The 23,435-nt window shown below is 71.3% G+C and carries 22 protein-coding genes and 1 pseudogene; 22 read left to right on the top strand and 1 reads right to left on the bottom strand.

Translation table 11 applies throughout. From position 1 onward, the window contains the following. The first annotated feature begins 5 nt into the window (after nt 1-5). From GA0115234_RS23640 to ftsH, 3 genes are all read left to right on the top strand, one after another. Entirely contained in the window at nt 6-2,462 is a 2,457-nt protein-coding gene (locus GA0115234_RS23640) for a [protein-PII] uridylyltransferase (protein WP_093545067.1), read from the top strand. 116 nt (nt 2,463-2,578) lie between these two features. Then, nucleotides 2,579-4,126, top strand: coding sequence for a signal recognition particle protein (ffh, locus tag GA0115234_RS23635; protein WP_093545064.1), 1,548 nt, complete (start codon nt 2,579-2,581; stop codon nt 4,124-4,126). Between the two features lie 202 nt (nt 4,127-4,328). Continuing rightward, entirely contained in the window at nt 4,329-6,242 is a 1,914-nt protein-coding gene (ftsH, locus tag GA0115234_RS23630; RefSeq protein ID WP_093545061.1) for an ATP-dependent zinc metalloprotease FtsH, read from the top strand. Nucleotides 6,243-6,283: 41 nt separating this feature from the next. On the opposite strand, the gene GA0115234_RS23625 is transcribed toward ftsH, so the two are convergent. Next, on the bottom strand, nt 6,284-7,144 hold the full coding sequence (locus GA0115234_RS23625; RefSeq protein WP_093545058.1) for a class I SAM-dependent methyltransferase: 861 nt from the start codon (nt 7,142-7,144) through the stop codon (nt 6,284-6,286). Between the two features lie 238 nt (nt 7,145-7,382). Between GA0115234_RS23625 and proS the strand changes: the two genes are divergently transcribed. From proS to GA0115234_RS23530, 19 genes and pseudogenes are all read left to right on the top strand, one after another. Further along, nucleotides 7,383-8,798: a proline--tRNA ligase gene (proS, locus tag GA0115234_RS23620; protein WP_093545317.1), complete on the top strand. Its 1,416-nt coding sequence runs from the start codon at nt 7,383-7,385 to the stop codon at nt 8,796-8,798. Nucleotides 8,799-9,020: 222 nt separating this feature from the next. Then, a complete protein-coding gene (locus tag GA0115234_RS23615) occupies nt 9,021-9,614 on the top strand; it encodes a hypothetical protein (protein WP_030928573.1) in 594 nt (197 codons plus the stop codon). A 158-nt stretch (nt 9,615-9,772) separates the two neighbouring features. Then, the gene (gene rpsP, locus GA0115234_RS23610; protein ID WP_093545055.1) at nt 9,773-10,216 is read left to right on the top strand and encodes a 30S ribosomal protein S16; all 444 of its coding nucleotides are present in this window, start codon (nt 9,773-9,775) and stop codon (nt 10,214-10,216) included. Nucleotides 10,217-10,218: 2 nt separating this feature from the next. Continuing rightward, a complete protein-coding gene (locus GA0115234_RS23605) occupies nt 10,219-10,458 on the top strand; it encodes an RNA-binding protein (RefSeq protein ID WP_005311361.1) in 240 nt (79 codons plus the stop codon). 79 nt (nt 10,459-10,537) lie between these two features. Next, nucleotides 10,538-11,119 carry a ribosome maturation factor RimM gene (gene rimM / locus GA0115234_RS23600; RefSeq protein ID WP_093545052.1) on the top strand — a complete coding sequence of 194 codons (582 nt, stop codon included), beginning with the start codon at nt 10,538-10,540 and terminating at the stop codon, nt 11,117-11,119. Beyond that, on the top strand, nt 11,119-11,940 hold the full coding sequence (trmD, locus tag GA0115234_RS23595; RefSeq protein ID WP_093545049.1) for a tRNA (guanosine(37)-N1)-methyltransferase TrmD: 822 nt from the start codon (nt 11,119-11,121) through the stop codon (nt 11,938-11,940). The genes rimM and trmD overlap by 1 nt, the downstream gene beginning before the upstream one ends. A 128-nt stretch (nt 11,941-12,068) precedes the next feature. Further along, the gene (rplS, locus tag GA0115234_RS23590) at nt 12,069-12,419 is read left to right on the top strand and encodes a 50S ribosomal protein L19 (RefSeq protein ID WP_093545046.1); all 351 of its coding nucleotides are present in this window, start codon (nt 12,069-12,071) and stop codon (nt 12,417-12,419) included. Between the two features lie 45 nt (nt 12,420-12,464). After that, nucleotides 12,465-13,235: a signal peptidase I gene (gene lepB, locus GA0115234_RS23585; RefSeq protein WP_093545043.1), complete on the top strand. Its 771-nt coding sequence runs from the start codon at nt 12,465-12,467 to the stop codon at nt 13,233-13,235. Further along, a pseudogene (gene lepB / locus GA0115234_RS23580) lies at nt 13,228-14,300 on the top strand (signal peptidase I). Before lepB (GA0115234_RS23585) ends, lepB (GA0115234_RS23580) begins: the two are co-directional and overlap by 8 nt. After that, complete coding sequence (lepB, locus tag GA0115234_RS23575) at nt 14,200-15,099, top strand: signal peptidase I (protein ID WP_093545040.1); 900 nt, start codon at nt 14,200-14,202, stop codon at nt 15,097-15,099. The pseudogene lepB (GA0115234_RS23580) and the gene lepB (GA0115234_RS23575) overlap by 101 nt, the downstream one beginning before the upstream one ends. A gap of 474 nt (nt 15,100-15,573) precedes the next feature. Further along, nucleotides 15,574-16,518, top strand: coding sequence for a signal peptidase I (lepB, locus tag GA0115234_RS23570; protein WP_370804554.1), 945 nt, complete (start codon nt 15,574-15,576; stop codon nt 16,516-16,518). 51 nt (nt 16,519-16,569) lie between these two features. Further along, nucleotides 16,570-17,319, top strand: coding sequence for a signal peptidase I (gene lepB, locus GA0115234_RS23565; RefSeq protein ID WP_093545035.1), 750 nt, complete (start codon nt 16,570-16,572; stop codon nt 17,317-17,319). Then, nucleotides 17,309-17,797, top strand: a complete 489-nt coding sequence (locus GA0115234_RS23560; protein WP_093545313.1) for an NUDIX hydrolase — start codon at nt 17,309-17,311, stop codon at nt 17,795-17,797. Before lepB (GA0115234_RS23565) ends, GA0115234_RS23560 begins: the two co-directional genes overlap by 11 nt. 64 nt (nt 17,798-17,861) lie before the next feature. Further along, a complete protein-coding gene (locus GA0115234_RS23555) occupies nt 17,862-18,170 on the top strand; it encodes a DUF2469 domain-containing protein (protein WP_003965949.1) in 309 nt (102 codons plus the stop codon). Between the two features lie 128 nt (nt 18,171-18,298). Continuing rightward, nucleotides 18,299-18,658 (top strand): YraN family protein, encoded by a 360-nt coding sequence (locus GA0115234_RS23550; RefSeq protein ID WP_093545032.1) that lies wholly within the window; start codon nt 18,299-18,301, stop codon nt 18,656-18,658. Next, nucleotides 18,658-20,286 (top strand): YifB family Mg chelatase-like AAA ATPase, encoded by a 1,629-nt coding sequence (locus tag GA0115234_RS23545; protein WP_093545029.1) that lies wholly within the window; start codon nt 18,658-18,660, stop codon nt 20,284-20,286. The genes GA0115234_RS23550 and GA0115234_RS23545 overlap by 1 nt, the downstream gene beginning before the upstream one ends. Next, nucleotides 20,283-21,557, top strand: coding sequence for a DNA-processing protein DprA (dprA, locus tag GA0115234_RS23540; RefSeq protein ID WP_093545026.1), 1,275 nt, complete (start codon nt 20,283-20,285; stop codon nt 21,555-21,557). The genes GA0115234_RS23545 and dprA overlap by 4 nt, the downstream gene beginning before the upstream one ends. A gap of 240 nt (nt 21,558-21,797) precedes the next feature. Next, entirely contained in the window at nt 21,798-22,634 is an 837-nt protein-coding gene (gene whiG / locus GA0115234_RS23535; protein ID WP_093545023.1) for an RNA polymerase sigma factor WhiG, read from the top strand. Nucleotides 22,635-22,753: 119 nt separating this feature from the next. Next, on the top strand, nt 22,754-23,320 hold the full coding sequence (locus GA0115234_RS23530; RefSeq protein WP_093545020.1) for a TetR/AcrR family transcriptional regulator: 567 nt from the start codon (nt 22,754-22,756) through the stop codon (nt 23,318-23,320). Nucleotides 23,321-23,435: the final 115 nt, after the last annotated feature.

The following is a 23,435-nucleotide window of genomic DNA, read 5'->3' as shown; positions in this document are numbered from 1 at the left end:
GCCGGGTGACGCGCACCGGAACGACCATCGAATCCGCAGACCCGGAACCCGGCGGCTACGCGGCGGCCCGGCTACGCCTCCTCCAGGAGAAGACGCGGTCCGGGCCGCCGCGCCGTGCGGCCCTCGCCTCGCTCACCGACGACTGGCTCACCACACTGTTCACCGCCGCCGCCCGGCAGGCGGGCGTCCACGGCGCCGCCCTCGTCGCCGTCGGCGGCTACGGACGCGGCGAACTCTCCCCGCGCAGCGATCTCGACCTGCTGCTCCTGCACGACGGGAACGCCGACCCGGCGGCGCTCGCCGCCCTCGCCGACCGCGTCTGGTACCCGGTCTGGGACCTGGGCCTCGCCCTCGACCACTCCGTACGCACCCCCGCCGAAGCCCGCCGGACGGCCGGCGAGGACCTCAAGGCACAGCTCGGACTGCTCGACGCCCGGCCCGTCGCCGGGGACCTCGGACTCGTCGCCGCGATGCGCACCACGGTCCTCGCCGACTGGCGCAACCAGGCCCCCAAGCGCCTGCCCGCACTCCACGAGCTCTGCCGTGAGCGGGCCGAACGCCACGGCGAGCTGCGGTTCCTCCTCGAACCCGACCTCAAGGAGGCCCGCGGCGGACTCCGGGACGCCACCGCACTGCGCGCCGTCGCCGCCTCCTGGATCGCCGACGCCCCCCGCGAAGGGCTCGCCGAGGCCCGCCGCGTCCTCCTCGACGTCCGTGACGCCCTCCACCTCACCACCGGCCGCGCCACCGACCGCCTCGCCCTCCAGGAACAGGACCAGGTGGCCGGCGAACTCGGCCTGCTCGACGCGGACGCCCTGCTCCGCCAGGTCTACGCGGCCGCCCGCACCCTCTCGTACGCCACCGACGTCACCTGGCGCGAGGTCGACCGCGTCCTGCGCGCCAGGTCCGTGCGCCCCCGGCTGCGTGCCATGCTCGGCGGCGGCAGGACGGCCGCACCGGAACGCAGCCCGCTCGCCGAGGGTGTCGTCGAGGCCGACGGCGAAGTGGTCCTCGCCCGCACCGCCCGCCCCGAACGCGACCCCGTGCTCGTGCTGCGCGCCGCCGCCGCGGCCGCCCAGTCCGAACTCCCGCTCTCCCGCCACGTCGTACGCCGGCTCGCCACCGCCGCGCCACCGCTCCCGGTGCCCTGGCCCGCCGAGGCCCGCGAGGAACTCGTCACCCTCCTCGGCGCGGGCGAGGCCACCGTCCCCGTCTGGGAGGCGCTCGAAGCCGAAGGGCTCATCACCCGGCTGCTCCCGGACTGGGAACGCGTCCACTGCCGCCCCCAGCGCAACCCCGTCCACACCTGGACCGTCGACCGCCACCTGGTCGAAGCGGCCGTCCGCGCCTCCTCCCTCACCCGGCGCGTCCACCGCCCCGACCTCCTCCTGGTCGCCGCGCTCCTGCACGACATCGGCAAGGGCTGGCCCGGCGACCACTCCGCCGCCGGTGAGGTCATCGCCCGGGACATGGCCGCCCGGATCGGCTACGACCAGCACGACGTGGGCGTCATCGCCACCCTCGTACGCCACCACCTGCTGCTCGTGGAGACCGCCACCCGGCGTGACCTCGACGACCCGGCGACCGTCCGCTCCGTCGCCACCGCCGTCGGGAGCGCCGCCACCCTGGAGCTGCTGCACGCGCTCACCGAGGCCGACGCCCTCGCCACCGGGCCCGCCGCCTGGTCCGCCTGGCGCGCGGCCCTCGTCGCCGACCTCGTGGGGCGCGTCGCCGCCGTGCTCGCCGGCCAGGCCCCCGAGGAACCGGAACCCACCGCGCCCGGCGCCGAACAGGAACGTCTCGCCGTCGAGGCCCTGCGCACCGGCGGACCCGTCCTCGCCCTGCACGCCCAGGCCGAGGCCCCGGACGCGGACGGCGAACCGGAACCCGTCGGCGTCGAACTCCACATCGCCCTGCCCGACCGGCCCGGGGTGCTGCCCGCGGCGGCGGGCGTCCTCGCCCTGCACCGCCTCACCGTCCGCGCCGCCGACCTGCGCGCCGTGGAACTCCCCACCGAGCTGGGCGAGCCCGCGGACCTGCTGCTGCTCAGCTGGCGGGTGGCGGCCGAGTACGGCTCCCTGCCGCAGGCCACCCGGCTCCGCGCCGACCTCGTACGTGCCCTGGACGGCTCCCTGGACATCGCGGCCCGGCTCGCCGAACGCGAGGCGGCCTACCCGCGCCGCCGCGGGGTGAAGGCCCCGCCGCCGAGGGTGACCGTCGCGGCGGCCGGCTCCCGGCTGGCCACCGTGATCGAGGTGCGGGCCCAGGACGCCCCGGGGCTGCTGCACCGGATCGGCCGGGCACTGGAGCTGAGCGGGGTACGGGTGCGCAGCGCGCATGTGTCGACCCTGGGGGCGAACGCGGTGGACGCCTTCTACGTCACGGACACGGACGGGAAGCCGTTGCCCGGGGAGCGGGCGCTCGCGGTGGCGGACGCGGTGGAGGCCGCGCTGCGGGCGTGAGACACGGCAGGGCCCGGGTCCGGGATTTCCCGGGCAGGGGTCATCGTTTCTGCCGGGGCGGATACCCTGGGGTACCGAATCCACTTTGCCCCCGACCCTGAGGACCGACGAGCGCCGTGTTCGATACTCTCTCCGACCGCCTTGCCGCGACTTTCAAGAACCTCAGGGGCAAGGGCCGCTTGTCCGAGGCGGACATCGACGCCACGGCTCGCGAGATCCGTATCGCCCTGCTCGAAGCGGATGTCGCGCTGCCCGTCGTCCGGGCCTTCATCGCCAACGTCAAGGAGCGGGCGCGCGGCGTCGAGGTCTCCCAGGCGCTGAACCCGGCCCAGCAGGTCGTCAAGATCGTCAACGAGGAGCTCGTCGGGATCCTCGGCGGCGAGACCCGGCGGCTGCGGTTCGCCAAGACCGCGCCCACCGTGATCATGCTCGCCGGTCTCCAGGGTGCCGGTAAGACCACCCTCGCCGGAAAGCTCGGCCTCTGGCTCAAGGGCCAGGGCCACTCCCCGCTGCTGGTCGCCTGTGACCTCCAGCGTCCCAACGCCGTCAACCAGCTGAGCGTCGTCGCCGACCGCGCCGGTGTCGCGGTGTACGCGCCCGAGCCGGGCAACGGCGTCGGTGACCCGGTCCAGGTCGCCAAGGACTCGATCGAGTACGCCCGCACCAAGCAGTTCGACGTCGTGATCGTCGACACCGCGGGCCGCCTCGGTATCGACCAGGAGCTGATGCAGCAGGCCGCGGACATCCGCGACGCCGTCAGCCCCGACGAGATCCTCTTCGTCGTCGACGCGATGATCGGCCAGGACGCGGTCAACACCGCCGAGGCCTTCCGCGACGGCGTCGGCTTCGACGGCGTGGTGCTCTCCAAGCTCGACGGTGACGCCCGCGGTGGTGCGGCCCTGTCGATCGCCCATGTCACGGGCAAGCAGATCATGTTCGCGTCGAACGGCGAGAAGCTCGAGGACTTCGACGCCTTCCACCCCGACCGCATGGCGTCCCGCATCCTCGACATGGGTGACCTGCTCACCCTGATCGAGCAGGCGGAGAAGACCTTCAGCCAGGAAGAGGCCGCCAAAATGGCCTCCAAGCTGGCGTCCAGCAAGGGCAAGGACTTCACGCTCGACGACTTCCTGGCCCAGATGGAGCAGGTCAGGAAGATGGGCTCCATCTCCAAGCTGCTCGGCATGCTGCCCGGCATGGGTCAGATCAAGGACCAGATCAACAACATCGACGAGCGCGACGTGGACCGCACCGCCGCGATCATCAAGTCGATGACCCCGAAGGAGCGCGCCGAGCCGACGATCATCAACGGCTCGCGCCGGGCCCGTATCGCCAAGGGTTCCGGAGTCGAGGTCAGCGCGGTGAAGAACCTGGTGGAGCGGTTCTTCGAGGCCCGCAAGATGATGTCGAAGATGGCCCAGGGCGGCGGCATGCCGGGGATGCCCGGGATGCCGGGCATGGGCGGTGGCCCCGGCCGGCAGAAGAAGCAGGTCAAGCAGGCCAAGGGCAAGCGCAAGAGCGGCAACCCGATGAAGCGCAAGGCCGAGGAGCAGGCCGCGGCGGCCCGGCGGGAGCAGGCGGCGCAGGGCGGCGCCCTGGGTCTGCCCGCGCCGGAGGACAAGAACTTCGAGCTGCCGGACGAGTTCAAGAAGTTCATGGGCTGAACCGGCCCCGGATCCGACGGGCCGTGACGGCCCGGTGAGCTCCCCGAGGGGGCGCCCGCTTTCCGGCGGGCGCCCCCTTCGGCGTGTACGGAGCCGCTGCCGTACGCCGTCCCTCCAAGGGACCATCCGGCAGACACTGGGAGGGCTTTGCCCGCATTCCTCCTTTACTGTCGCTTCAACGGCTGTCGGCAGAGGAGCGCGCGTGACCAACCCCGTACCTCCCCGCGACCGCCCCGATCAGCCCTGGCGCTCCGAGGGCGCCCCGCCGCCCCCGGCACCGGGCCGGAAGATGCCGGGAGGCTGGGGCGGGCTGCTGCTGACCGCGCTCGCCGTCTATCTCATCGCCAATCTGGTGCTCTCCTTCTTCAACGGGGAGGAGGAGCGGACGATCGCGTACACGGAGTTCAGCAAGCAGGTCACCTCGGGCAATGTCTCCAAGATCTACTCCAAGGGCGATGCCATCGAGGGGCAGCTCAAGAAGGAGGTGAAGGTCCCGGGGAGCGACGAAAAGTACACCAAGTTCGTCACCCAGCGGCCGGCCTTCGCGGACGACAACCTCTGGGCCGAACTGGTCAAGGACGACGTCACGGTCACCGCCAAGCCGGTCGTCCAGCAGCGCAGCTTCCTCGCCAACCTGCTGATCTCCCTCGCGCCCATGCTGCTGCTCGTCGTGCTCTGGGTGTTCATCGCCCGGCGGATGTCCAGGGGCATGGGCGGCGGGATGGGCGGATTCGGGCGCAAGGCCCCGCCCAAGCCCGTGGAGCTGGAGGGCGCCAAGCGCACCACCTTCAAGGACGTGGCCGGGATCGACGAGGTCGAGGGCGAACTCAACGACGTCGTGGACTTCCTGAAGAACCCGCAGGCGTACCGGAGGATGGGCGCCCGGATGCCCGGCGGAGTGCTGCTCGCGGGACCGCCCGGCACCGGCAAGACCCTGCTGGCGCGGGCCGTCGCCGGTGAGGCCGGAGTGCCGTTCTTCTCGGCATCGGCCTCCGAGTTCATCGAGATGATCGTCGGCGTCGGCGCGAGCCGGGTCCGGGAGCTCTTCGCGGAGGCGCGCAAGGTCGCCCCCGCCATCGTCTTCATCGACGAGATCGACACCATCGGCAGGGCCCGCGGCGGCGGCTCGGGCATGGGCGGCCACGACGAGCGCGAGCAGACGCTCAACCAGATCCTCACCGAGATGGACGGCTTCTCCGGCTCGGAGGGCGTCGTCGTACTCGCCGCCACCAACCGCGCCGACGTGCTCGACCCCGCCCTCACCCGGCCCGGCCGCTTCGACCGGATCGTCCAGGTCAGCCCGCCGGACAGGAACGGCCGGGAGGCGATCCTGGAGATCCACACCCGGCAGATCCCCCTCGCCGACGACGTGAACCTGGCCCAGGTGGCCGGGACGACACCCGGGATGACCGGCGCGGATCTCGCCAACCTGGCCAACGAGGCCGCGCTCCTGGCGGTCAAGCGCCGGCAGTCCGAGGTCACCCAGCCCGACTTCTCGGACGCCCTGGAGAAGGTCCAGCTGGGCGCGGAACGCTCCCTGGTCATGTCCGACGAGGAACGCCGCAGGACCGCGTACCACGAGAGCGGCCACGCCCTGCTCGGCATGGTCCAGCCCGGCGCCGACCCGGTCCGCAAGGTCACCATCGTGCCGCGCGGCCGCGCCCTGGGCGTCACGCTCTCGACGCCGGACGCCGACAAGTACGCGTACACCGAGGAGTATCTGCGCGGCCGCATCGTCGGGGCGCTCGGCGGCATGGCGGCCGAACAGGTGGTCTTCGGCGTGATCACCACCGGTGCGGAGAGCGATCTGGAACAGGTCACCAACCTGGCCCGCGGGATGGTCGGCCGCTGGGGCATGAGCCACAAGGTGGGCAGGCTGACGGCGATCCCGAGCGACGCCCAGCAGGCGTACGGACTCTCGGCGGCCCCCGCCACGCTCGACGCGGTCGACGGCGAGATGCGCCGGATCGTCGACGAGTGCTACGAGGTGGCCTGCCGGCTCCTGCGCGAGAACCGGGACCGGCTGGACTCGCTCTCCGCCGCGCTGCTGGCCAACGAGACGCTGGACGAGGCCGAGGCCTACCGGGCGGCCGGCATCACCCGCCTGTCCAAGTAGGGGCCGCCGCGGTCGCCAGGTGGTGCAGACGAGATGGTCGTTCAGGTGCTGCAGACGAGATAGCGGAAGACGTTCGGCATCCAGACCGTGCCGTCCCGGCGCCGGTGCGGCCGCAGGGCCTGGGTGACCTCCTTCTCCACCTGGGCCCGGTCCGTCGCCCGCACCGCCGCGTCGAAGAGCCGGGTGGAGAGCAGCCCCCGCACCGCGCTGTCCGTGTCCGCGTACCCGAACGGGCAGGCCACCCGCCCCGAACCGTCCGGATTCAGACCGGCCCGGAACGCCAGCTCCTCCAGGTCGTCCCGGCCCGACGGCCGCCAGTCGCCGGTGCGCGGGGCCCGGTCCCGGCCGCACAGCCGTTCCGCCACCCGCAGCACGGGCGCCGTCGCACAGCGCTCCGGCGGACCCCAGCCGGTGAGCACCACGGTGCTCCCCCGCGCGGCCAGCGGCACCGCGGACCGCAGCGCGGCCACGAGCCCCTCGCCGTCGTCGGACGAGCAGCCGATCGGGGTGAACGCGGTGATCAGGTCGTACGGTGTGCCGTCGGACGGCCGGGCGGCGGACGGATCGCCCTCCAGCAGCCTCGGTTGCCCGGCCGGGGACCCCGCGTCGCCGTCCGGACCGGGCAGCAGCCGGGTCCGGGCGAGCGCCAGCCGTTCGAGGTCGGTGTCCACGCCGGTGACGCGCGCCCCGCGGGCGGCCGCGATCAGCAGCGAGAGACCGGAGCCGCAGCCCAGGGAGAGCAGCCGGGTACCGGATCCCACTTCGAGCCGTGCGTACACCGCTTCGTACAGCGGTGCCAGCATCCGCTCCTGGATCTCGGCCCAGTCCCGGGCACGGTCGCCCGGGGCCGTTCGGGTGGACGTCTCCGTGCGGCCGTGGTGCCGGACGAGCGTGGGTGTCATGGATAGCGCCCCAATCCGCCGAGAGGTCGGCCGTGTCCGATCGGTAGTGCCCGAGTGGGTCCCCCCGTGTACGTGTGCGCCCGCTTCCCCCGTATGTCAGAGAACTGCGGATCCGCGTCCGCGTCCAGAGGACCGATGGCAATGCTGCGGTGCCGCCGTGGTGCGTCCGTGGGGAAGGCCCGCGGCACCGGGGTCCGTCGCCCCGTGCGGCGGGCGGTGTCGCCGTACGATGCGCGCCATGGCAAAGGCACCCGTTCTCACGCCCCAGGCCGAGGACTTTCCCCGCTGGTACCAGGATCTGATCAACAAGGCCGAACTCGCGGACAACGGCCCGGTGCGCGGCACCATGGTCATCCGGCCGTACGGATACAGCCTGTGGGAGCGGATGCAGCAGGAGCTGGATGCCCGGATCAAAAAGGCGGGCGCCCGCAACGCCTACTTCCCGCTCTTCATCCCCCAGTCTTACCTGACACGCGAGGCCGAGCACGTCGAGGGCTTCGCACCGGAGCTCGCGATGGTCACCCACGGCGGCGGCAAAGAGCTCGAAGAGCCCGTGGTGGTGCGGCCGACCTCCGAAACGATCATCAACGAGTACTTCTCGAAGTGGGTGCAGAGCTACCGCGATCTGCCGCTCCTGATCAACCAGTGGGCCAACGTCGTGCGCTGGGAGATGCGCCCGCGGGTCTTTCTCCGTACGACGGAATTCCTCTGGCAGGAGGGTCACACCGCCCATGCCACCGACGAGGAGGCCCGGGACTTCGCCGCGTACATCCACCGCGAGGTGTACGCGGACTTCATGGTCAATGTGCTGGGCATCGATGTGGTGCTCGGCCGCAAGACCCCGGCCGAGCGGTTCGCCGGGGCCGTCAACACGCTCACGCTCGAAGCGATGATGCGGGACGGCAAGGCCCTCCAGATGGGGACGAGCCACGAGCTCGGCACCAATTTCGCCAGGGCCTTCCACACCTCCTACCTGTCCAGGGAGGGCAGGCAGGAACTCGTCCGGCAGACCTCGTGGGGCTCCTCGACCCGGATGGTCGGCGGCCTGATCATGGCGCACGGCGACGACCACGGGCTCCGGGTGCCGCCGCGGCTCGCGCCCGTCCAGGCGGTCGTCCTCGCGGTCAAGGAGGACGAGGCCGTCCTGGCCGAGGTCCGGTCCCTCGGCGAACGGCTGCGCGCGGCGGGGATCAGGACCGAGGTCGACGACCGTACCGACACCCCGTTCGGCCGCCGCGCGGTCGACTGGGAGCTGAAGGGGGTGCCGGTGCGGATCGAGATCGGCCCGCGCGATCTGGCGGACGGCACCGCGATGCTGGCCCGGCGTGTCCCGGGCGGGAAGGAGCCGGTCGCGATCGAGGCCCTGCCCCGGCTGCTTCCGGCACTCCTGGAGGAGGACCAGGCGGCGCTGCTGCGGGAGTCCCGCAGCCGCCGCGAGTCCGCCACCAGCGAGGTCACCACCGAGCGGGAGGCCGTGGCGGCGGCCGCCGCAGGCGGCTGGGCCCGGATCGCCTGGTCGGCCCTCGGCCCGGCGGGGGAGGCCCGGCTCGCGGAGCACGGGGTGTCCGTACGGTGCCTGGTGGCCGAGGACGGGTCGGTGCCGGACGCGGACGACGAGCCCGGTACTGTCGCCCTGGTGGCGCGCGCCTACTGACCGCCCCCGTCCGATGCCCCGGGCGGTCCGGCGTAAGGTGGCCGCCCACGTACCCGGCGTACGCGTCGCTACGTACCACCTTGGTGTGAGCTGTGAGGCTTCTCCGCAGTTCTGCGCACCCGCCCTCGTCGGGACGCATCAATGGCAACTGACTGGTACGTGCAAAATATTTGGGATGGCCCGGAATCGGAACACCGGGGCACTCGTGCTCGTTGTCACGACGTGAGCACGACACCACCTGTACTTGCCGCAGAGCTGGCGCAGGCGTGGGCCGACATTCAGCGGTACCACCCCGAGCTGCCGGATCTAGCCGCGCCCGAGTCCCTGATCGGAGAGTCCTCGTCCGCCTGCGGCGCCGAACTCTCCTTCGAGCGACTGCTCCATGAGGCAGTCCACGGCATCGCCGCCGCACGAGGTGTCCGCGACACTTCGCGCGCCGGCCGCTACCACAACCGCAGATTCCTCGCGATCGCCGAGGAGCTGGGCCTCGACCACGCCGAGGAGCCCCACCCCAGCAGCGGCTTCTCGCTGGTCACCCTCAACCCCGAGGCCAAGCGCCGGTACCGCCCGACGATCGAGCGGCTGCAGCGCGCCCTCAAGGCCCACACCGTCGCCACCGCCGCCGACACCAAGCGTTCCTTCCGCGGGCCGGCCGCCCGGCACGGCTCCTCCGGCGGAGGCGTCCGCGTCAAGGCCGTATGCGACTGCGGCCGCAATGTGCGCGTCGTCCCGTCGGTCCTGGCGCAGGCGCCGATCGTCTGCGGAGGCTGCGGCAAGCCCTTCCGCATCCCGGAAGCCGCAGTCGCGGTGGGGTGACCCGGCACGGTGTGGCACAATGGCTAGCTGTACTCGACAGTCGCATAGGACCCCTCTCTCCTCCGGCTGACGCGTCCATCGGGCACTCCGAGTACCGCAACCCCACGTGGCATCTTCGTTGTGCCCAACCACGTCATAGACCAGGAGACACCACTTCCGTGGCAGTCAAGATCAAGCTGAAGCGTCTGGGCAAGATCCGTTCGCCTCACTACCGCATCGTCGTCGCCGACTCCCGTACCCGCCGTGACGGCCGGGCCATCGAGGAGATCGGCCTGTACCACCCGGTGCAGAACCCCTCGCGCATCGAGGTCAACTCGGAGCGTGCGCAGTACTGGCTGTCCGTCGGCGCCCAGCCGACCGAGCCGGTTCTCGCGATCCTGAAGCTCACCGGTGACTGGCAGGCCCACAAGGGTCTTCCGGCCCCCGCGCCGCTGCTGCAGCCGGAGCCCAAGGCTGACAAGCGCGCCCTGTTCGAGGCTCTGACCAAGGACGGCGGCGACGAGTCCAAGGGCGAGGCCATCACGCAGAAGGCGAAGAAGGCCGACAAGAAGGCGGACGAGGCTGCTGACGCGGCTGCGCCCGCCGAGTCGACCGAGGCCTGAGCATGCTCGAGGAGGCTCTCGAGCACCTCGTGAAGGGCATCGTCGACAACCCTGACGATGTGCAGGTCGCCTCGCGCAACCTGCGCCGTGGTCGCGTGCTGGAGGTCCGGGTCCACCCCGACGACCTCGGCAAGGTGATCGGTCGCAACGGTCGCACCGCACGCGCGCTGCGTACCGTCGTGGGCGCCATCGGCGGCCGTGGCATCCGCGTCGACCTCGTCGATGTGGATCAGGTTCGCTGACAGAGTTGAACACCGGCACGGGCCGGGGAGGGCCTTGCGCCCACCCCGGCCCGTCGTCGTATGACAGGAGAGACACAAGGTGCAGTTGGTAGTCGCGCGGATCGGCCGGGCCCATGGCATCAAGGGCGAGGTCACCGTCGAGGTCCGTACGGACGAGCCGGAGCTGCGGCTCGGGCCCGGTGCCGTGCTCGCCACCGAACCGGCGGGTACCGGACCGCTGACCATCGAGACCGGCCGGGTGCACAGCGGACGGCTGCTGCTGCGCTTCGAGGGCGTCCGCGACCGTACGGCTGCCGAGGCCCTGCGCAACACGCTCCTGATCGCCGAGGTCGACCCGGCGGAACTCCCCGAGGACCCCGAGGAGTTCTACGACCATCAGCTCATGGACCTCGACGTGGTCCTCGCCGACGGCACCGAGGTCGGCCGGATCACCGAGATCACGCACCTGCCGTCCCAGGACCTCTTCATCGTCGAGCGGCCGGACGGCAGCGAGGTGATGATCCCGTTCGTCGAGGAGATCGTCACCGAGATCGATCTGGCCGAGCAACGCGCGGTGATCACCCCGCCGCCCGGCCTGATCGACGCGAGTCAGGCCGTGATCGCCTCCGCTCGGGACGACGAGGGCGACGACGGGGCTCCGGTGGCCGGGAAGGACGTCTGATGCGCCTCGACGTCGTCACGATCTTCCCGGAGTACCTGGAACCGCTGAACGTCTCCCTCGTCGGCAAGGCCCGCGCGCGCGGCCGCCTCGACGTCCGGGTGCACGACCTGCGCGACTGGACGTACGACCGGCACAACACGGTCGACGACACCCCGTACGGCGGCGGCCCCGGCATGGTCATGAAGACCGAACCGTGGGGCGAGGCCCTGGACGACGCCCTGGCGGCCGGATACGAGGCCGGGGCGCACTCCCCGGTGCTCGTGGTACCCACGCCCAGCGGCCGCCCGTTCACCCAGGAGCTCGCCGTAGAGCTCTCCGAACGGCCCTGGCTGATCTTCACGCCCGCCCGCTACGAGGGCATCGACCGGCGGGTGATGGACGAGTACGCCACCCGGATGCCGGTCGTCGAGGTGTCCATCGGGGACTACGTACTGGCCGGCGGGGAAGCCGCGGTGCTGGTGATCACGGAGGCGGTGGCCCGGCTGCTGCCCGGCGTGCTCGGCAACGCCGAATCGCACCGGGACGACTCCTTCGCCCCCGGCACGATGGCCAATCTGCTGGAGGGGCCCGTCTACACCAAGCCGCCCGAGTGGCGCGGCAGGGGGATCCCCGAGGTGCTGCTCAGCGGCCACCACGGGAAGATCGCCCGCTGGCGGAGGGACGAGGCGTTCCGCCGTACCGCCCTCAACAGGCCCGATCTGATCGAGCGCTGCGACGCCGCGGGGTTCGACAAGAAGGACCGCGAGACGCTCTCCATCCTCGGCTGGGCACCGGAGCCCGGCGGCCGATTTTGGCGCAGGCCCGAGGCCGTGGAAGAATAGGCCGCTGCTGTACGTCCGGCGTGCGCCCCTGCCACAGGGGGAACGACGCCCGCCCGACGCGATCAGCACCCCCATTTCTCACGATCTCCCGTCGATGACCTGTGGCATCGGCGAAGAAAGCAGACAACATGGCTTCCCTGCTCGATGGCGTCAACGCCGCATCGCTGCGTACCGACGTCCCGGCGTTCCGCCCCGGTGACACCGTCAACGTCCACGTCCGAGTGATCGAGGGCAACCGCTCCCGTATCCAGCAGTTCAAGGGCGTTGTCATCCGTCGCCAGGGTGCGGGCGTCAGCGAGACCTTCACGGTCCGCAAGGTCTCCTTCAGCGTCGGCGTCGAGCGCACCTTCCCGGTGCACAGCCCGATCTTCGAGAAGATCGAGCTCGTCACCCGCGGTGACGTCCGTCGCGCCAAGCTGTACTACCTCCGTGAGCTCCGCGGCAAGGCCGCGAAGATCAAGGAGAAGCGCGACAACTGAGCTGACTCCCAGGTCCACAGGTCGGCCGGATAGGCTCTGGCCCCGATGGACACGGAAGCAAAGCCCTCGGAGCGCGATCGCTCCTCCGCACCCGCAACGGCGCCGGAGGAGGGGTCGCGCTCCTCGCGTATCCCGGACCGCCGGCCCCTCTCGATGTCCTGGCGGCGGACCGCCGCGCTCGGGGCCGTCTGCGCGGTCTTCGTGCTGCTCCTGAGCAACTACGTGGTGCAGCCCTTCCTGATCCCCAGTGGCTCGATGGAGCCCACGCTCCAGGTGGGGGACCGGGTGCTGGTGAACAAACTGGCCTACCGTTCGGGCGCCGTGCCGCACCGCGGCGACGTGGTCGTCTTCGACGGCACCGGATCGTTCGTGCAGGAGCCCCCGCGGGAGAACCCCGTCACCGGCCTGGTGCACTCGGTGGCCGCGTCCCTGGGCCTGGCGGAGCCCGCCGGGACCGACTACGTGAAGCGGGTGGTGGGCGTGGGCGGGGACCGGGTGGTCTGCTGCGACAAGCGGGGCCGGATCGAGGTGAACGGCCGACCGGTCGTCGAGGGCTATCTGTATCCGGGGGACGAGCCCTCCCGCGCCCGCTTCGACATCGTCGTCCCCGACGGCACGCTGTGGATGATGGGCGACCACCGCAGCAATTCCCGCGATTCGCGCGACCACCTGGGCGAGCCGGGCGGCGGCATGGTCCCCGTCGACAGGGTGATCGGCAGGGTGGACTGGATCGGCTGGCCGCCCAGCCGCCTGCGCTCGCTGCCGGACAGCACCGCCTTCGCCGCCGTGGGGGCGCCGGGCGGGGGCCGTGGGTAACCGCGGCCGAGGACGCGCCGGGTCCGGTCCCGGGATACCGTCCGGCGGCGACGGGCCGGAGGGCGCCCGTTCGCTGCCCACCAGGGCCCAGCGGCGGAAACTGGCCCGGAGGGTCAGGAGACGGCGGCGCGGGGCCGCGGCGGGGGAGATCCCGCTGCTCGTCGTCGTGGCGCTGGTGATCGCGCTCGTGCTCAAGACGTTCCTGGTGCAGGCCTTCGTGATCCCTTCGGGATCGATGGAGCAGACCATCCGGATCGGCGACCGGGTGCTGGTGGACAAGCTGACCCCCTGGTTCGGATCCAGGCCCGAGCGCGGCGATGTCGTCGTCTTCAAGGACCCGGGGCACTGGCTGCGGCAGGAGCACACCGGAAAGAAGGACCCGCCGGTCGGCGTCAAGCAGGCGAAGGAGGTACTGACCTTCATCGGACTGCTGCCCTCCGACGACGAACAGGACCTGATCAAGCGGGTGATCGGGGTCGGCGGGGACACGGTGAAGTGCTGTGGCAAGGACGGCCGGGTCAGCGTCAACGGCGTACCGCTCGACGAGCCGTATCTGTATCCCGGGAACCCTCCCTCGCTCATCAAATTCGAGGTAAAGGTTCCGCCGGGCCGGATCTTCGTGATGGGCGACCACCGTTCCGATTCCGCCGATTCCCGCTATCACCTGGACGAGCCGGAACACGGCACGGTGTCCGAGGACGAGGTCGTGGGACGGGCTGTCGTGATCGCCTGGCCCTTCGGCCACTGGGGAGGACTGGAGGAGCCGGAGACCTTCGGCCGGGTCCCTGACGCGCGCGCCGGGACGGCTGCCGCTCCGGACCCGTCGAATAGTGTGTCGTCCCAGGATCTGAACGGATTGATTCCTCTCCCGACCCCTGCGGAACTCCCGCTCGTTATGGGAGTGGTGGGCCTGCGCCGGCTAGGGCGCGGGCGGTGGCACGAGTAAGGAGTGGATGTGGGGGATTTGGCCGTCGGCGCACGATCCGGACACGAGGAGCCCGAGGACCGGCCGGACCGTTCGGGCAATGCCGAGTCCGCCGGGACGGCGGGCCACGCGGGGAGTGACGGCGACACTCCGGGCGGCGGTGGCCGGGCGGCGAAGAAGCCACGCTCCTTCTGGAAGGAGTTGCCGCTGCTGATCGTGATCGCGCTGGTGCTCGCGCTGCTGATCAAGACGTTCCTGGTGCAGGCGTTCTCGATCCCCTCGGACTCGATGCAGAACACCCTCCAGCGGGGCGACCGCGTGCTCGTCGACAAGCTGACCCCCTGGTTCGGCTCGGAGCCCGAGCGCGGCGAAGTGGTCGTCTTCCACGACCCGGGCGGCTGGCTGGACGACACCCCGGAGGTCCATCCGAATGTGGTCCAGAAGTTCCTCAGCTTCATCGGGCTGATGCCGTCCGCCGAGGAGAAGGACCTGATCAAGCGGGTCATCGCGGTCGGCGGTGACACGGTGGAGTGCAAGGAGAACGGCCCCGTCGTGGTCAACGGCAAGGCCCTGGACGAGAAGTCGTTCATCTTCCCGGGCAACACGCCCTGCAACGACGAGCCGTTCGGCCCGATCAAGGTGCCCAAGGGCCGGATCTGGGTGATGGGGGACCACCGCCAGGACTCCCGCGACTCCCGTTACCACCAGGAACTTCCGGGCGACGGCACGGTCTCCAACGACGAGGTCGTCGGCCGGGCCTTCGTGGTGGCGTGGCCGATCAACCGCTGGGCGACCCTGCCCGTCCCGAAGACCTTCGACCAGCCGGGCCTGAACGCCGCGATGGCCGCGGCGCCCGGTGCGATCGGTATCGCCGGAGCCGTGCCGATCGTGCTCTGGCGACGCAGGCGGGCCGGCCTGGGTTCCGCTCGGGAGCAGTGACGGGCGGTCGGCCGTGAGCCGTTGGATCCTGCCGCTGGACAGGGACCGCGATGCCGTTGATGTCGTTGCGATCAAGGCATCGGCAAGATCGAGTAAATGCGCGGATGTCCGCCGGGCATCCTTCATAGGATCCTGACGGCCGATCGGTGCAGTCGCACGGAACGATCAGTACAACTGCACGGAGTACGACGATCTGTGTCGAGGCGGGCCCCGGCCACCACCGCGCACGGACGACATCGATGGGTCCGGCTCCGGCCGGACGGTACGGAAGAACCGCCCTCCGGTCGCTCGGCGAGCATGCTGAGCGACCGGAGGGCGGTCGTCGGTGGTGGGAGGCCGGGATCCCGGCGGTCCGCTGCCGGCAAGACGGTCGGGGACGCAGGAGCGCTGCGGAACTCCCGTTCGTTGTGCGGGGCAGTGGGCTTGGGACGGACGGGCCCAGGAGCAGACGTGGGCGCAGAGTGAGGACTGGATGTGAGTGACGTGGCTGCCGGTGCGCGACCTGGACATGGAGAGCCCGCGAAGGGGCCCGACCAGCCCGCCGATGCCGCCTCCGGTCCGCCGGGGGAGACACCGGATCCGGAAGCGCCCGTGACGGAGCAGAACGCGGACGTGGGCACGGACGGGGACGGGGACGCGGCCGGGGACGGCAAGAAGGTCAGGAAGCAGCGTCCTTTCTGGAAGGAGTTGCCGCTGCTGATCGTCATCGCGCTGGTGCTCGCGCTGCTGATCAAGACGTTCCTGGTGCAGGCGTTCTCGATCCCCTCGGACTCGATGCAGAACACCCTCCAGCGGGGTGACCGGGTGCTGGTGGACAAGCTGACGCCCTGGTTCGGCGGGGAGCCCGACCGCGGCGAAGTGGTCGTCTTCCACGACCCGGACAACTGGCTGGCCGGGGAGCCGACCCCTGAGTCGAACGTCGTGCAGGACTTCCTGAGCTTCATCGGCCTGATGCCGTCGTCCAAGGAGAAGGACCTGATCAAGCGGACGATCGCGGTCGGTGGCGACACCGTGGAGTGCGCGAAGGGCGGTCCGGTCAAGGTCAACGGCAAGGCCCTCGACGAGCCGTACATCTTCCCCGGCAATTCGGCCTGCGACGACAAGCCCTTCGGGCCGTTCAAGGTACCCGAGGGCAAGATCTGGGTGATGGGCGACCACCGGCAGAATTCCTGGGACTCGCGCTATCACACCGAGGACGCGACCAAGGGCTTCGTGCCCGTCAAGGACGTCGTGGGGCGGGCCGTGGTGGTGGCCTGGCCGATCAACCGCTGGGCGACGCTGCCGGTTCCGGACACCTTCGACCAGCCGGGCATCGGCGCGGCGGCCGCTCTGGCCCCGGGGGCACTCGGCGTCGCGGGCGCGCTGCCTCTGGTGCTGTGGCGTCGCAGGAGGCTGACCGGCGGGCGTACCGCCGGGTAGGGTGCCGACTCGGACCGGCGATCGACGATCTCCGAGGTGGGGGAGGCTGGGATGAGCGGAAAAGGACATACGGGTGACGGTCGCGGCCGGCTCGGCAGCATGCTGTCGGGGCTGGCCGTGGCCGTCGGCTGTGTGCTCTTCCTCGGCGGGTTCGCCTGGGGGGCGGTGGTGTACAAGCCGTACACGGTGCCGACCGAGTCGATGATGCCGACGGTGCACGCGGGCGACCGGGTGCTGGCGCAGCGGATCGACGGCAGCGAGGTGCACCGCGGCGACGTGGTGGTCTTCACCGATCAGGCATGGGGCGCCGTGCCGATGGTGAAGCGGGTCGTCGGGATCGGCGGCGACAAGATCGCCTGCTGCGGCAAGGACGGCCGGCTCACGGTCAACGGCAAGCCCCTTGACGAACCGTATCTGCGGGAGAAGGGCCCGGCCTCGGTCGAGGACTTCACGGCGGAGGTGCCCGAGGGGAAGCTCTTCCTGCTGGGCGACGCACGCGCCGCCTCCCTGGACTCCCGGGTCCACCTGGAGGACGCGGGGCAGGGCTCCGTCCCCCGAGGCGCGGTACAGGCCCGGGTGGACGCGATCGCCTGGCCGATGAACGGCATGGTCGAGCGTCCACGGGCCTTCGCCGCCCTCCCCGGCGGGGTGTCCTCGCCCGGACCGCTGCGACTGCAGCTCGGGGCGGTGCTCGTGGGCATGGTGCTCATCCTGGGCGGTGCGGCGTACGGTCCGGTCGCGGCACGGTTCGGGCGCCCGGCACGGAAGAGCCGTGGACAGGTGCCCGCCGGTGCGCACTGAGAAGCGGAAGGTCGCCCGCGTGGTCCTCCTGGACCCCGACGACCGGATCCTCCTGATGCACGGGTTCGAACCGGAGGATCCGGACAGCAGTTGGTGGTTCACCCCGGGCGGTGGCCTGGAGGGTGACGAGACCCGGGAGGAGGCCGCGTTGCGCGAGCTCGCGGAGGAGACCGGGATCACCGATGTCGAACTGGGCCCGCTGCTCTGGCAGCGGATGTGCTCCTTCCCGTTCGACGGACGCCGCTGGGACCAGGACGAGTGGTATTTCCTGGCACGTACGGCACAGACCGCCACCGACACCAGCGGGCAGACCGGACTGGAGCGGCGCAGCGTCGCGGGCCTGAGGTGGTGGACCTCCGCCGAACTGTCGGCGGCGCGTGAGACGGTGTACCCGACCAGGCTCGCCGAGTTGCTGCGCACGCTGCTCGACGAGGGTCCCCCGCGTACGCCACTGGTTCTCGACCCCGAAATCGCCTAAGCGCCCAGGGGGCCCGGGGCCTGGCGCACAATGGGGGGACGCACGGCTGAAGGGGAACATGCCAATGAGCGCCGAGGACCTCGAAAAGTACGAGACCGAGATGGAGCTGAAGCTCTACCGGGAGTACCGAGATGTCGTCGGTCTGTTCAAATATGTGATCGAGACCGAACGGCGCTTCTACCTCACCAATGACTACGAGATGCAGGTGCACTCGGTTCAGGGCGAGGTGTTCTTCGAAGTATCGATGGCGGACGCCTGGGTCTGGGACATGTACCGGCCCGCGCGGTTCGTCAAGCAGGTACGGGTGCTGACGTTCAAGGACGTCAACATCGAGGAGCTCAACAAGAGCGACCTCGAACTTCCGGGTGGCTGAACCCCACTCCAATGAGGGATTGATTCCCCCTTCCGGGTGGCCGAGTTGTCCACAATCCGGGAGTTGTCCACCAAGATCCACACGCCGGGACCGGACGCGTCAGAGTCGGTCCCGGAGGTGGTGCCGAAATGAACGCACGGGGGGCACTCGGGCGGTACGGCGAGGATCTGGCGGTACGGCTGCTGGCCGACGCAGGAATGTCCGTACTGGAACGGAACTGGCGCTGTCGCGCCGGTGAGATCGACATCGTCGCGATGGACGGCGACGCACTCGTGGTCTGCGAGGTGAAGACCCGCAGGTCGGGCGCGTTCGAGCATCCGATGGCGGCCGTCACGCCGGTCAAGGCGGAGCGGCTGCGGCGGCTGGCCGGTATCTGGCTGGACCGGCACGGCGGCCCGCCGCCCGGCGGGGTCCGGATCGACCTGGTCGGAGTGGTGCTGCCCAGGCGCGGAGCGCCGGTCGCCGAGCATGCGCGGGGGGTGGCCTGATGGGGTTCGCGCGGGCGTGCTCGGTGGCGCTGGTCGGCGTCGAGGGCGTGGTGGTGGAGGTCCAGGCGGACCTGGAGGCGGGGGTGGCCGCGTTCACCCTGGTGGGTCTGCCGGACAAGAGCCTGGTGGAGAGCCGGGACCGGGTCAGGGCCGCGGTGGTGAACTCGGGGGCCGAGTGGCCGCAGAAGAAACTCACGGTGGGCCTGTCGCCCGCCTCCGTGCCGAAGGGCGGATCCGGGTTCGACCTCGCCGTCGCCTGTGCGGTGCTGGGGGCGGCCGAGCGGATCGATCCGGCGTCCATCGCCGATGTGGTGATGATCGGCGAGCTCGGACTCGATGGCCGGGTGCGGCCGGTGCGCGGTGTGCTGCCGGCCGTGCTCGCCGCGGCGGAGGCCGGATACCGGCAGGTCGTGGTGCCCGAACAGACCGCGGGGGAGGCGGCGCTGGTCCCCGGGGTCTCCGTCCTCGGGGTGCGGAGCCTGCGGCAGCTGATCGCCGTGCTCTGCGAGGAGCCGGTGCCCGACGAGCGGGAGGCGCACGACGAGGGGCGCCCCGACACCAGGCTGGCCGGGCTGATGGTGCCCGGCGCGGGCATCGGCACCGGGCTCGCCCGCGGAGCCGGGCAGGGCGACGGAAGCGCACCCGACCTGGCGGACGTGGCGGGACAGGAGCGGCCTCGCAAGGCCCTGGAGGTCGCCGCGGCCGGCGGCCACCACCTGCTGCTCTCGGGGCCACCGGGCGCCGGAAAGACCATGCTGGCCGAGCGGTTGCCCGCGATCCTGCCGACGCTGACCAGGCAGGAATCCCTGGAGGTGACCGCGGTGCACTCGGTGGCGGGCATCCTGCCACCTGGGGAGCCACTGGTCGCCCGGCCGCCCTACTGCGCGCCCCACCACTCGGCGACGATGCAGTCGCTGATCGGCGGGGGCAACGGGATGCCGCGGCCCGGTGCGGTCTCGCTGGCCCACCGGGGGATCCTCTTTCTGGACGAGGCCCCCGAATTCTCCGTGCGGGCGCTGGACGCGCTGCGCCAGCCGCTGGAGTCGGGCCATGTGGTGGTGGCCCGCAGCGCCGGGGTGGTGCGGCTGCCCGCCAGATTTCTGATGGTGCTGGCCGCCAACCCCTGTCCCTGCGGACGGCACAGCCTCAGCGGGGCCGGATGCGAATGTCCGCCGTCCGCGGTCAGGCGCTATCAGGCGCGACTCTCGGGGCCGCTGCTCGACCGGGTGGATCTGCGGGTGCTCGTCGATCCGGTCAGGCGTGAGGACCTGATGGGGCAGGGCGGCCGCCGGGGCGAGTCGACGGCCTCCGTCGCGGCCCGGGTCCAGGAGGCCAGGGCACGGGCCGCGGAACGGCTGGCGGGCACCGGATGGTCGACCAACAGCGAGGTCCCCGGCCACGAGCTGCGGACCAGACTGGTCGCGGCACCGGGCGCGCTCCTGGAGGCCGAACGGGACATGGAACGGGGCATGCTCACCGCGCGCGGCCTGGACCGGGTGCTCAGGGTGGCGTGGACGGTCGCCGATCTGCGCGGCGCCGACCGCCCCGACGCCTCCGACATCGCGGTGGCGCTGGAACTGCGGACCGGGATTTCGCGGGGCGCCCTGACGAAAGCGGGTGCGTCATGAAGCCGGGGGCGGACGGCCGTCACGGCGCCGGGCAGGACCCGTCGTCGGCGGGCGTACGGCAGCGGATCGCGGAGCACGATCCCGACGAGGCGCCGGAGGCGGGGCCGGGGAAGGCGGTGAGCGGCCAGGAGCGGCTGGCGCGGGCCGCCCTGACCCGCATCGTCGAGCCCGGGGACGAGCACGGTGGCCGCTGGCTGCGCGAGTGCGGTGCCGTCGAGCTGTTGCGCCGGATCACCACCAGGGACGGCACCGCGGAGCGGTTGGGCGGAATGACCCCGAAACGGCTCGCCGGGTACCGGCTGCGGGCCGAGGGCGTCGACCCCGGGCGGGATCTCTCGGCGGTCGCCGCGCTCGGCGGGCGGTTCATCTGCCCCGGGGACCGGGAATGGCCCAGCCAGCTCGACGACCTCGCGGACGCCCGGCCGACCGGCCTGTGGGTGCGGGGCCCTCGCGATCTGCGGCTCTGGGCGCTGCGCTCGGTCGCCGTGGTCGGCGCACGGGCCTGCACACCCTACGGATCGCACATGGCGGCCGGCCTCGGCGCGGGGCTCGCCGAGCTGGGGTGGGTGGTCGTGTCGGGAGCCGCGTTCGGGGTCGACGGGGCGGCGCACCGCGGCGCGCTCGCCGTCGGCGGGGCGACGATGGCCGTCCTGGCCTGCGGGGTGGACGTCCCCTACCCCCCGGGACACACCGAGCTGATCGGACGGATGGCGGAACAGGGGCTCGTCATCGGCGAATTGCCGCCGTCCGACCATCCCACCCGCAGCAGATTCATCCTCCGGAACCGGGTCATCGCCGCGTTGACGCGCGGGACGGTCGTGGTCGAGGCCGAATACCGCAGCGGTTCACTGGTCACCGCACGGTGCGCACAGCGGCTCGGCCGCTTCACCATGGGCGTGCCGGGCCCCGCCACCAGCGGATTGTCGGCGGGGGTCCATGAACTCCTGCGGGGAGAGGGCATCCTGGTGACCGATGCCTCGGAAGTCGCCGAGCTGGTGGGGGACATCGGCGAACTCGCTCCGGCCAGACGCGGCCCCGTGCACCCCAGGGACCTGCTGGACGCGGTCTCCGCCAGAGTCCTCGACGCGTTGCCGTACCGGGGCGCCGTCGGCGGACGCGAGGTGGCCCGTACCGCCGGGACCAGCGTCGACGAGGCGCTCGGCAGACTGTACGAACTGCACTCACTGGGGTTCGTCGAACGGGATGGCGAGGGATGGCGGTTGACGCCGAGACCGCTCCGCAATGGCGACGCGCGGCGAGGCGGTGCTTGACCTGGAGCATTCGGGTGAAAAGGTGATGCCGATGACCTCGGCGGATCCTTCAGTCACGCCTCCGGGGCCGACGTGCACGGCGGCGGCCCCGGTCCTCAGTCATACCGGATCGGCCGGATGCGCAGAGCGCCGATCCCCTATCCTGCGCGGACCGCGACGTCACAGTCACGCTACGCTCACGAGGATTCCGACTCAGACATACGTCCCAGTACTTCACAGCAGAACGGCTCAAGGCACCACATGCCCCAGCACACCTCCGGGTCTGACCGCGCGGCAGTACCACCGGCTGCGCGTGGCACTGTGCGCCCCCCTGCGCCCTCCTCGCTCGACGAGTTGTGGCGCTCGTACAAGTCCACGGGCGACGAGCGGCTGCGGGAGCAGCTGATCCTGCACTACTCGCCGCTGGTGAAGTACGTGGCGGGCCGGGTGAGCGTGGGCCTGCCGTCCAATGTCGAGCAGGCGGACTTCGTCTCCTCCGGGGTCTTCGGACTGATCGACGCGATCGAGAAGTTCGACATCGAGCGCGCGATCAAGTTCGAGACGTACGCGATCACCCGCATCCGCGGCGCGATGATCGACGAACTGCGGGCGCTGGACTGGATCCCGCGCTCGGTGCGCCAGAAGGCACGAGCCGTGGAACGCGCCTACGCCACGCTGGAGGCGCAGTTGCGACGTACCCCTTCCGAGGCGGAGGTCGCCGCGGAGATGGAGATCGCGCTGGAGGAACTGCACGCGGTTTTCAGCCAGTTGTCGCTGGCCAACGTGGTCGCGTTGGAAGAGTTGCTGCATGTCGGCGGCGAGGGCGGCGACCGGCTCAGCCTCATGGACACGCTGGAGGACACGGCCGCCGACAATCCGGTGGAGGTCGCCGAGGACCGTGAGCTCAGACGGCTGCTCGCCCGTGCCATCAACACGCTCCCGGAGCGCGAGAAGACGGTCGTGACGCTCTACTACTACGAGGGCCTCACCCTCGCCGAGATCGGCAATGTCCTCGGGGTCACCGAGAGCCGGGTCAGCCAGATCCACACCAAATCGGTGCTGCAACTGCGCGCGAAACTGGCCGACGCCGGCCGCTGAGACCCGCTCGTGCCCGGTGCCGGCCATGGCCGCTTCGGCCAAGGAATCAGGGCCGTACCCACCCCCTCGTGCACCGGTCGCCGTAGAGTGGACGCGTGCCCAGGATTCGAGCGGCCTCGGTGGCCGAGCACCGGACCATGCAGCGCGGCGCCCTCCTGGACGCCGCACGCTCCCTGCTGTCCGAGGGCGGTACGGAGGCATTGACCTTCCCCGCCCTCGCCGAACGCACGGGCCTCGCCCGGTCCTCCGTGTACGAGTACTTCCGCTCCCGCGCGGCCGTCGTCGAAGAGCTCTGCGCCGTCGACTTCCCGGTCTGGGCGGCCGAGGTCGAGAACGCGATGGAGCAGGCCACGACGCCCGAGGGCAAGATCGAGGCCTATGTCCGCAGGCAGCTCGACCTCGTCGGGGACCGCCGCCACCGGGCGGTCGTCGCCATCTCGGCGAGTGAGCTGGACGCCGGGGCGCGCGAGAAGATCAGGGCCGCGCACGGCGGCCTGATCGCCATGATCGTCGAGGCGCTCGGCGACCTCGGCCATGCGCAGCCGAGGCTGGCGGCGATGCTGCTCCAGGGTTCGGTGGACGCCGCGGTGCGACGTATCGAACTGGCCGTGGCCGAGGAGCCGTCCGTGATCGCGGACACCGCCGTCGCCATGATCCTCCGAGGCGTGCAGGGCGTACGGGACTGACGCGGGCGCCGCACCGCGGCGACCGTCAGCAGAACGCCGGGGGCGGCGAGCCCGTCCCCGGTCCCCTCGGTGGCATGCCCGGGTCCCGGTTCGGGCTCGGGTACGCCGAACACCG

This window comes from Streptomyces sp. DvalAA-43, assembly GCF_900091725.1.
Taxonomy (GTDB): Bacteria; Actinomycetota; Actinomycetes; order Streptomycetales; family Streptomycetaceae; genus Streptomyces; species Streptomyces pulveraceus.
This window is presented reverse-complemented; position numbering and strand designations above follow the sequence as displayed.

Coding starts and splice junctions, on each gene's coding strand:
- GA0115234_RS23625 (WP_093545058.1), bottom strand. CDS start 7,144: ATGACACCCACGCTCGTCCGGCACCACGGCCGCACGGAGACGTCCACC.
- proS (WP_093545317.1), top strand. CDS start 7,383: ATGGCAAAGGCACCCGTTCTCACGCCCCAGGCCGAGGACTTTCCCCGC.
- GA0115234_RS23605 (WP_005311361.1), top strand. CDS start 10,219: ATGCTCGAGGAGGCTCTCGAGCACCTCGTGAAGGGCATCGTCGACAAC.
- trmD (WP_093545049.1), top strand. CDS start 11,119: ATGCGCCTCGACGTCGTCACGATCTTCCCGGAGTACCTGGAACCGCTG.
- rplS (WP_093545046.1), top strand. CDS start 12,069: ATGGCTTCCCTGCTCGATGGCGTCAACGCCGCATCGCTGCGTACCGAC.
- lepB (WP_093545043.1), top strand. CDS start 12,465: ATGGACACGGAAGCAAAGCCCTCGGAGCGCGATCGCTCCTCCGCACCC.
- lepB (WP_093545035.1), top strand. CDS start 16,570: ATGAGCGGAAAAGGACATACGGGTGACGGTCGCGGCCGGCTCGGCAGC.
- GA0115234_RS23555 (WP_003965949.1), top strand. CDS start 17,862: ATGAGCGCCGAGGACCTCGAAAAGTACGAGACCGAGATGGAGCTGAAG.
- GA0115234_RS23550 (WP_093545032.1), top strand. CDS start 18,299: ATGAACGCACGGGGGGCACTCGGGCGGTACGGCGAGGATCTGGCGGTA.
- GA0115234_RS23545 (WP_093545029.1), top strand. CDS start 18,658: ATGGGGTTCGCGCGGGCGTGCTCGGTGGCGCTGGTCGGCGTCGAGGGC.
- dprA (WP_093545026.1), top strand. CDS start 20,283: ATGAAGCCGGGGGCGGACGGCCGTCACGGCGCCGGGCAGGACCCGTCG.
- whiG (WP_093545023.1), top strand. CDS start 21,798: ATGCCCCAGCACACCTCCGGGTCTGACCGCGCGGCAGTACCACCGGCT.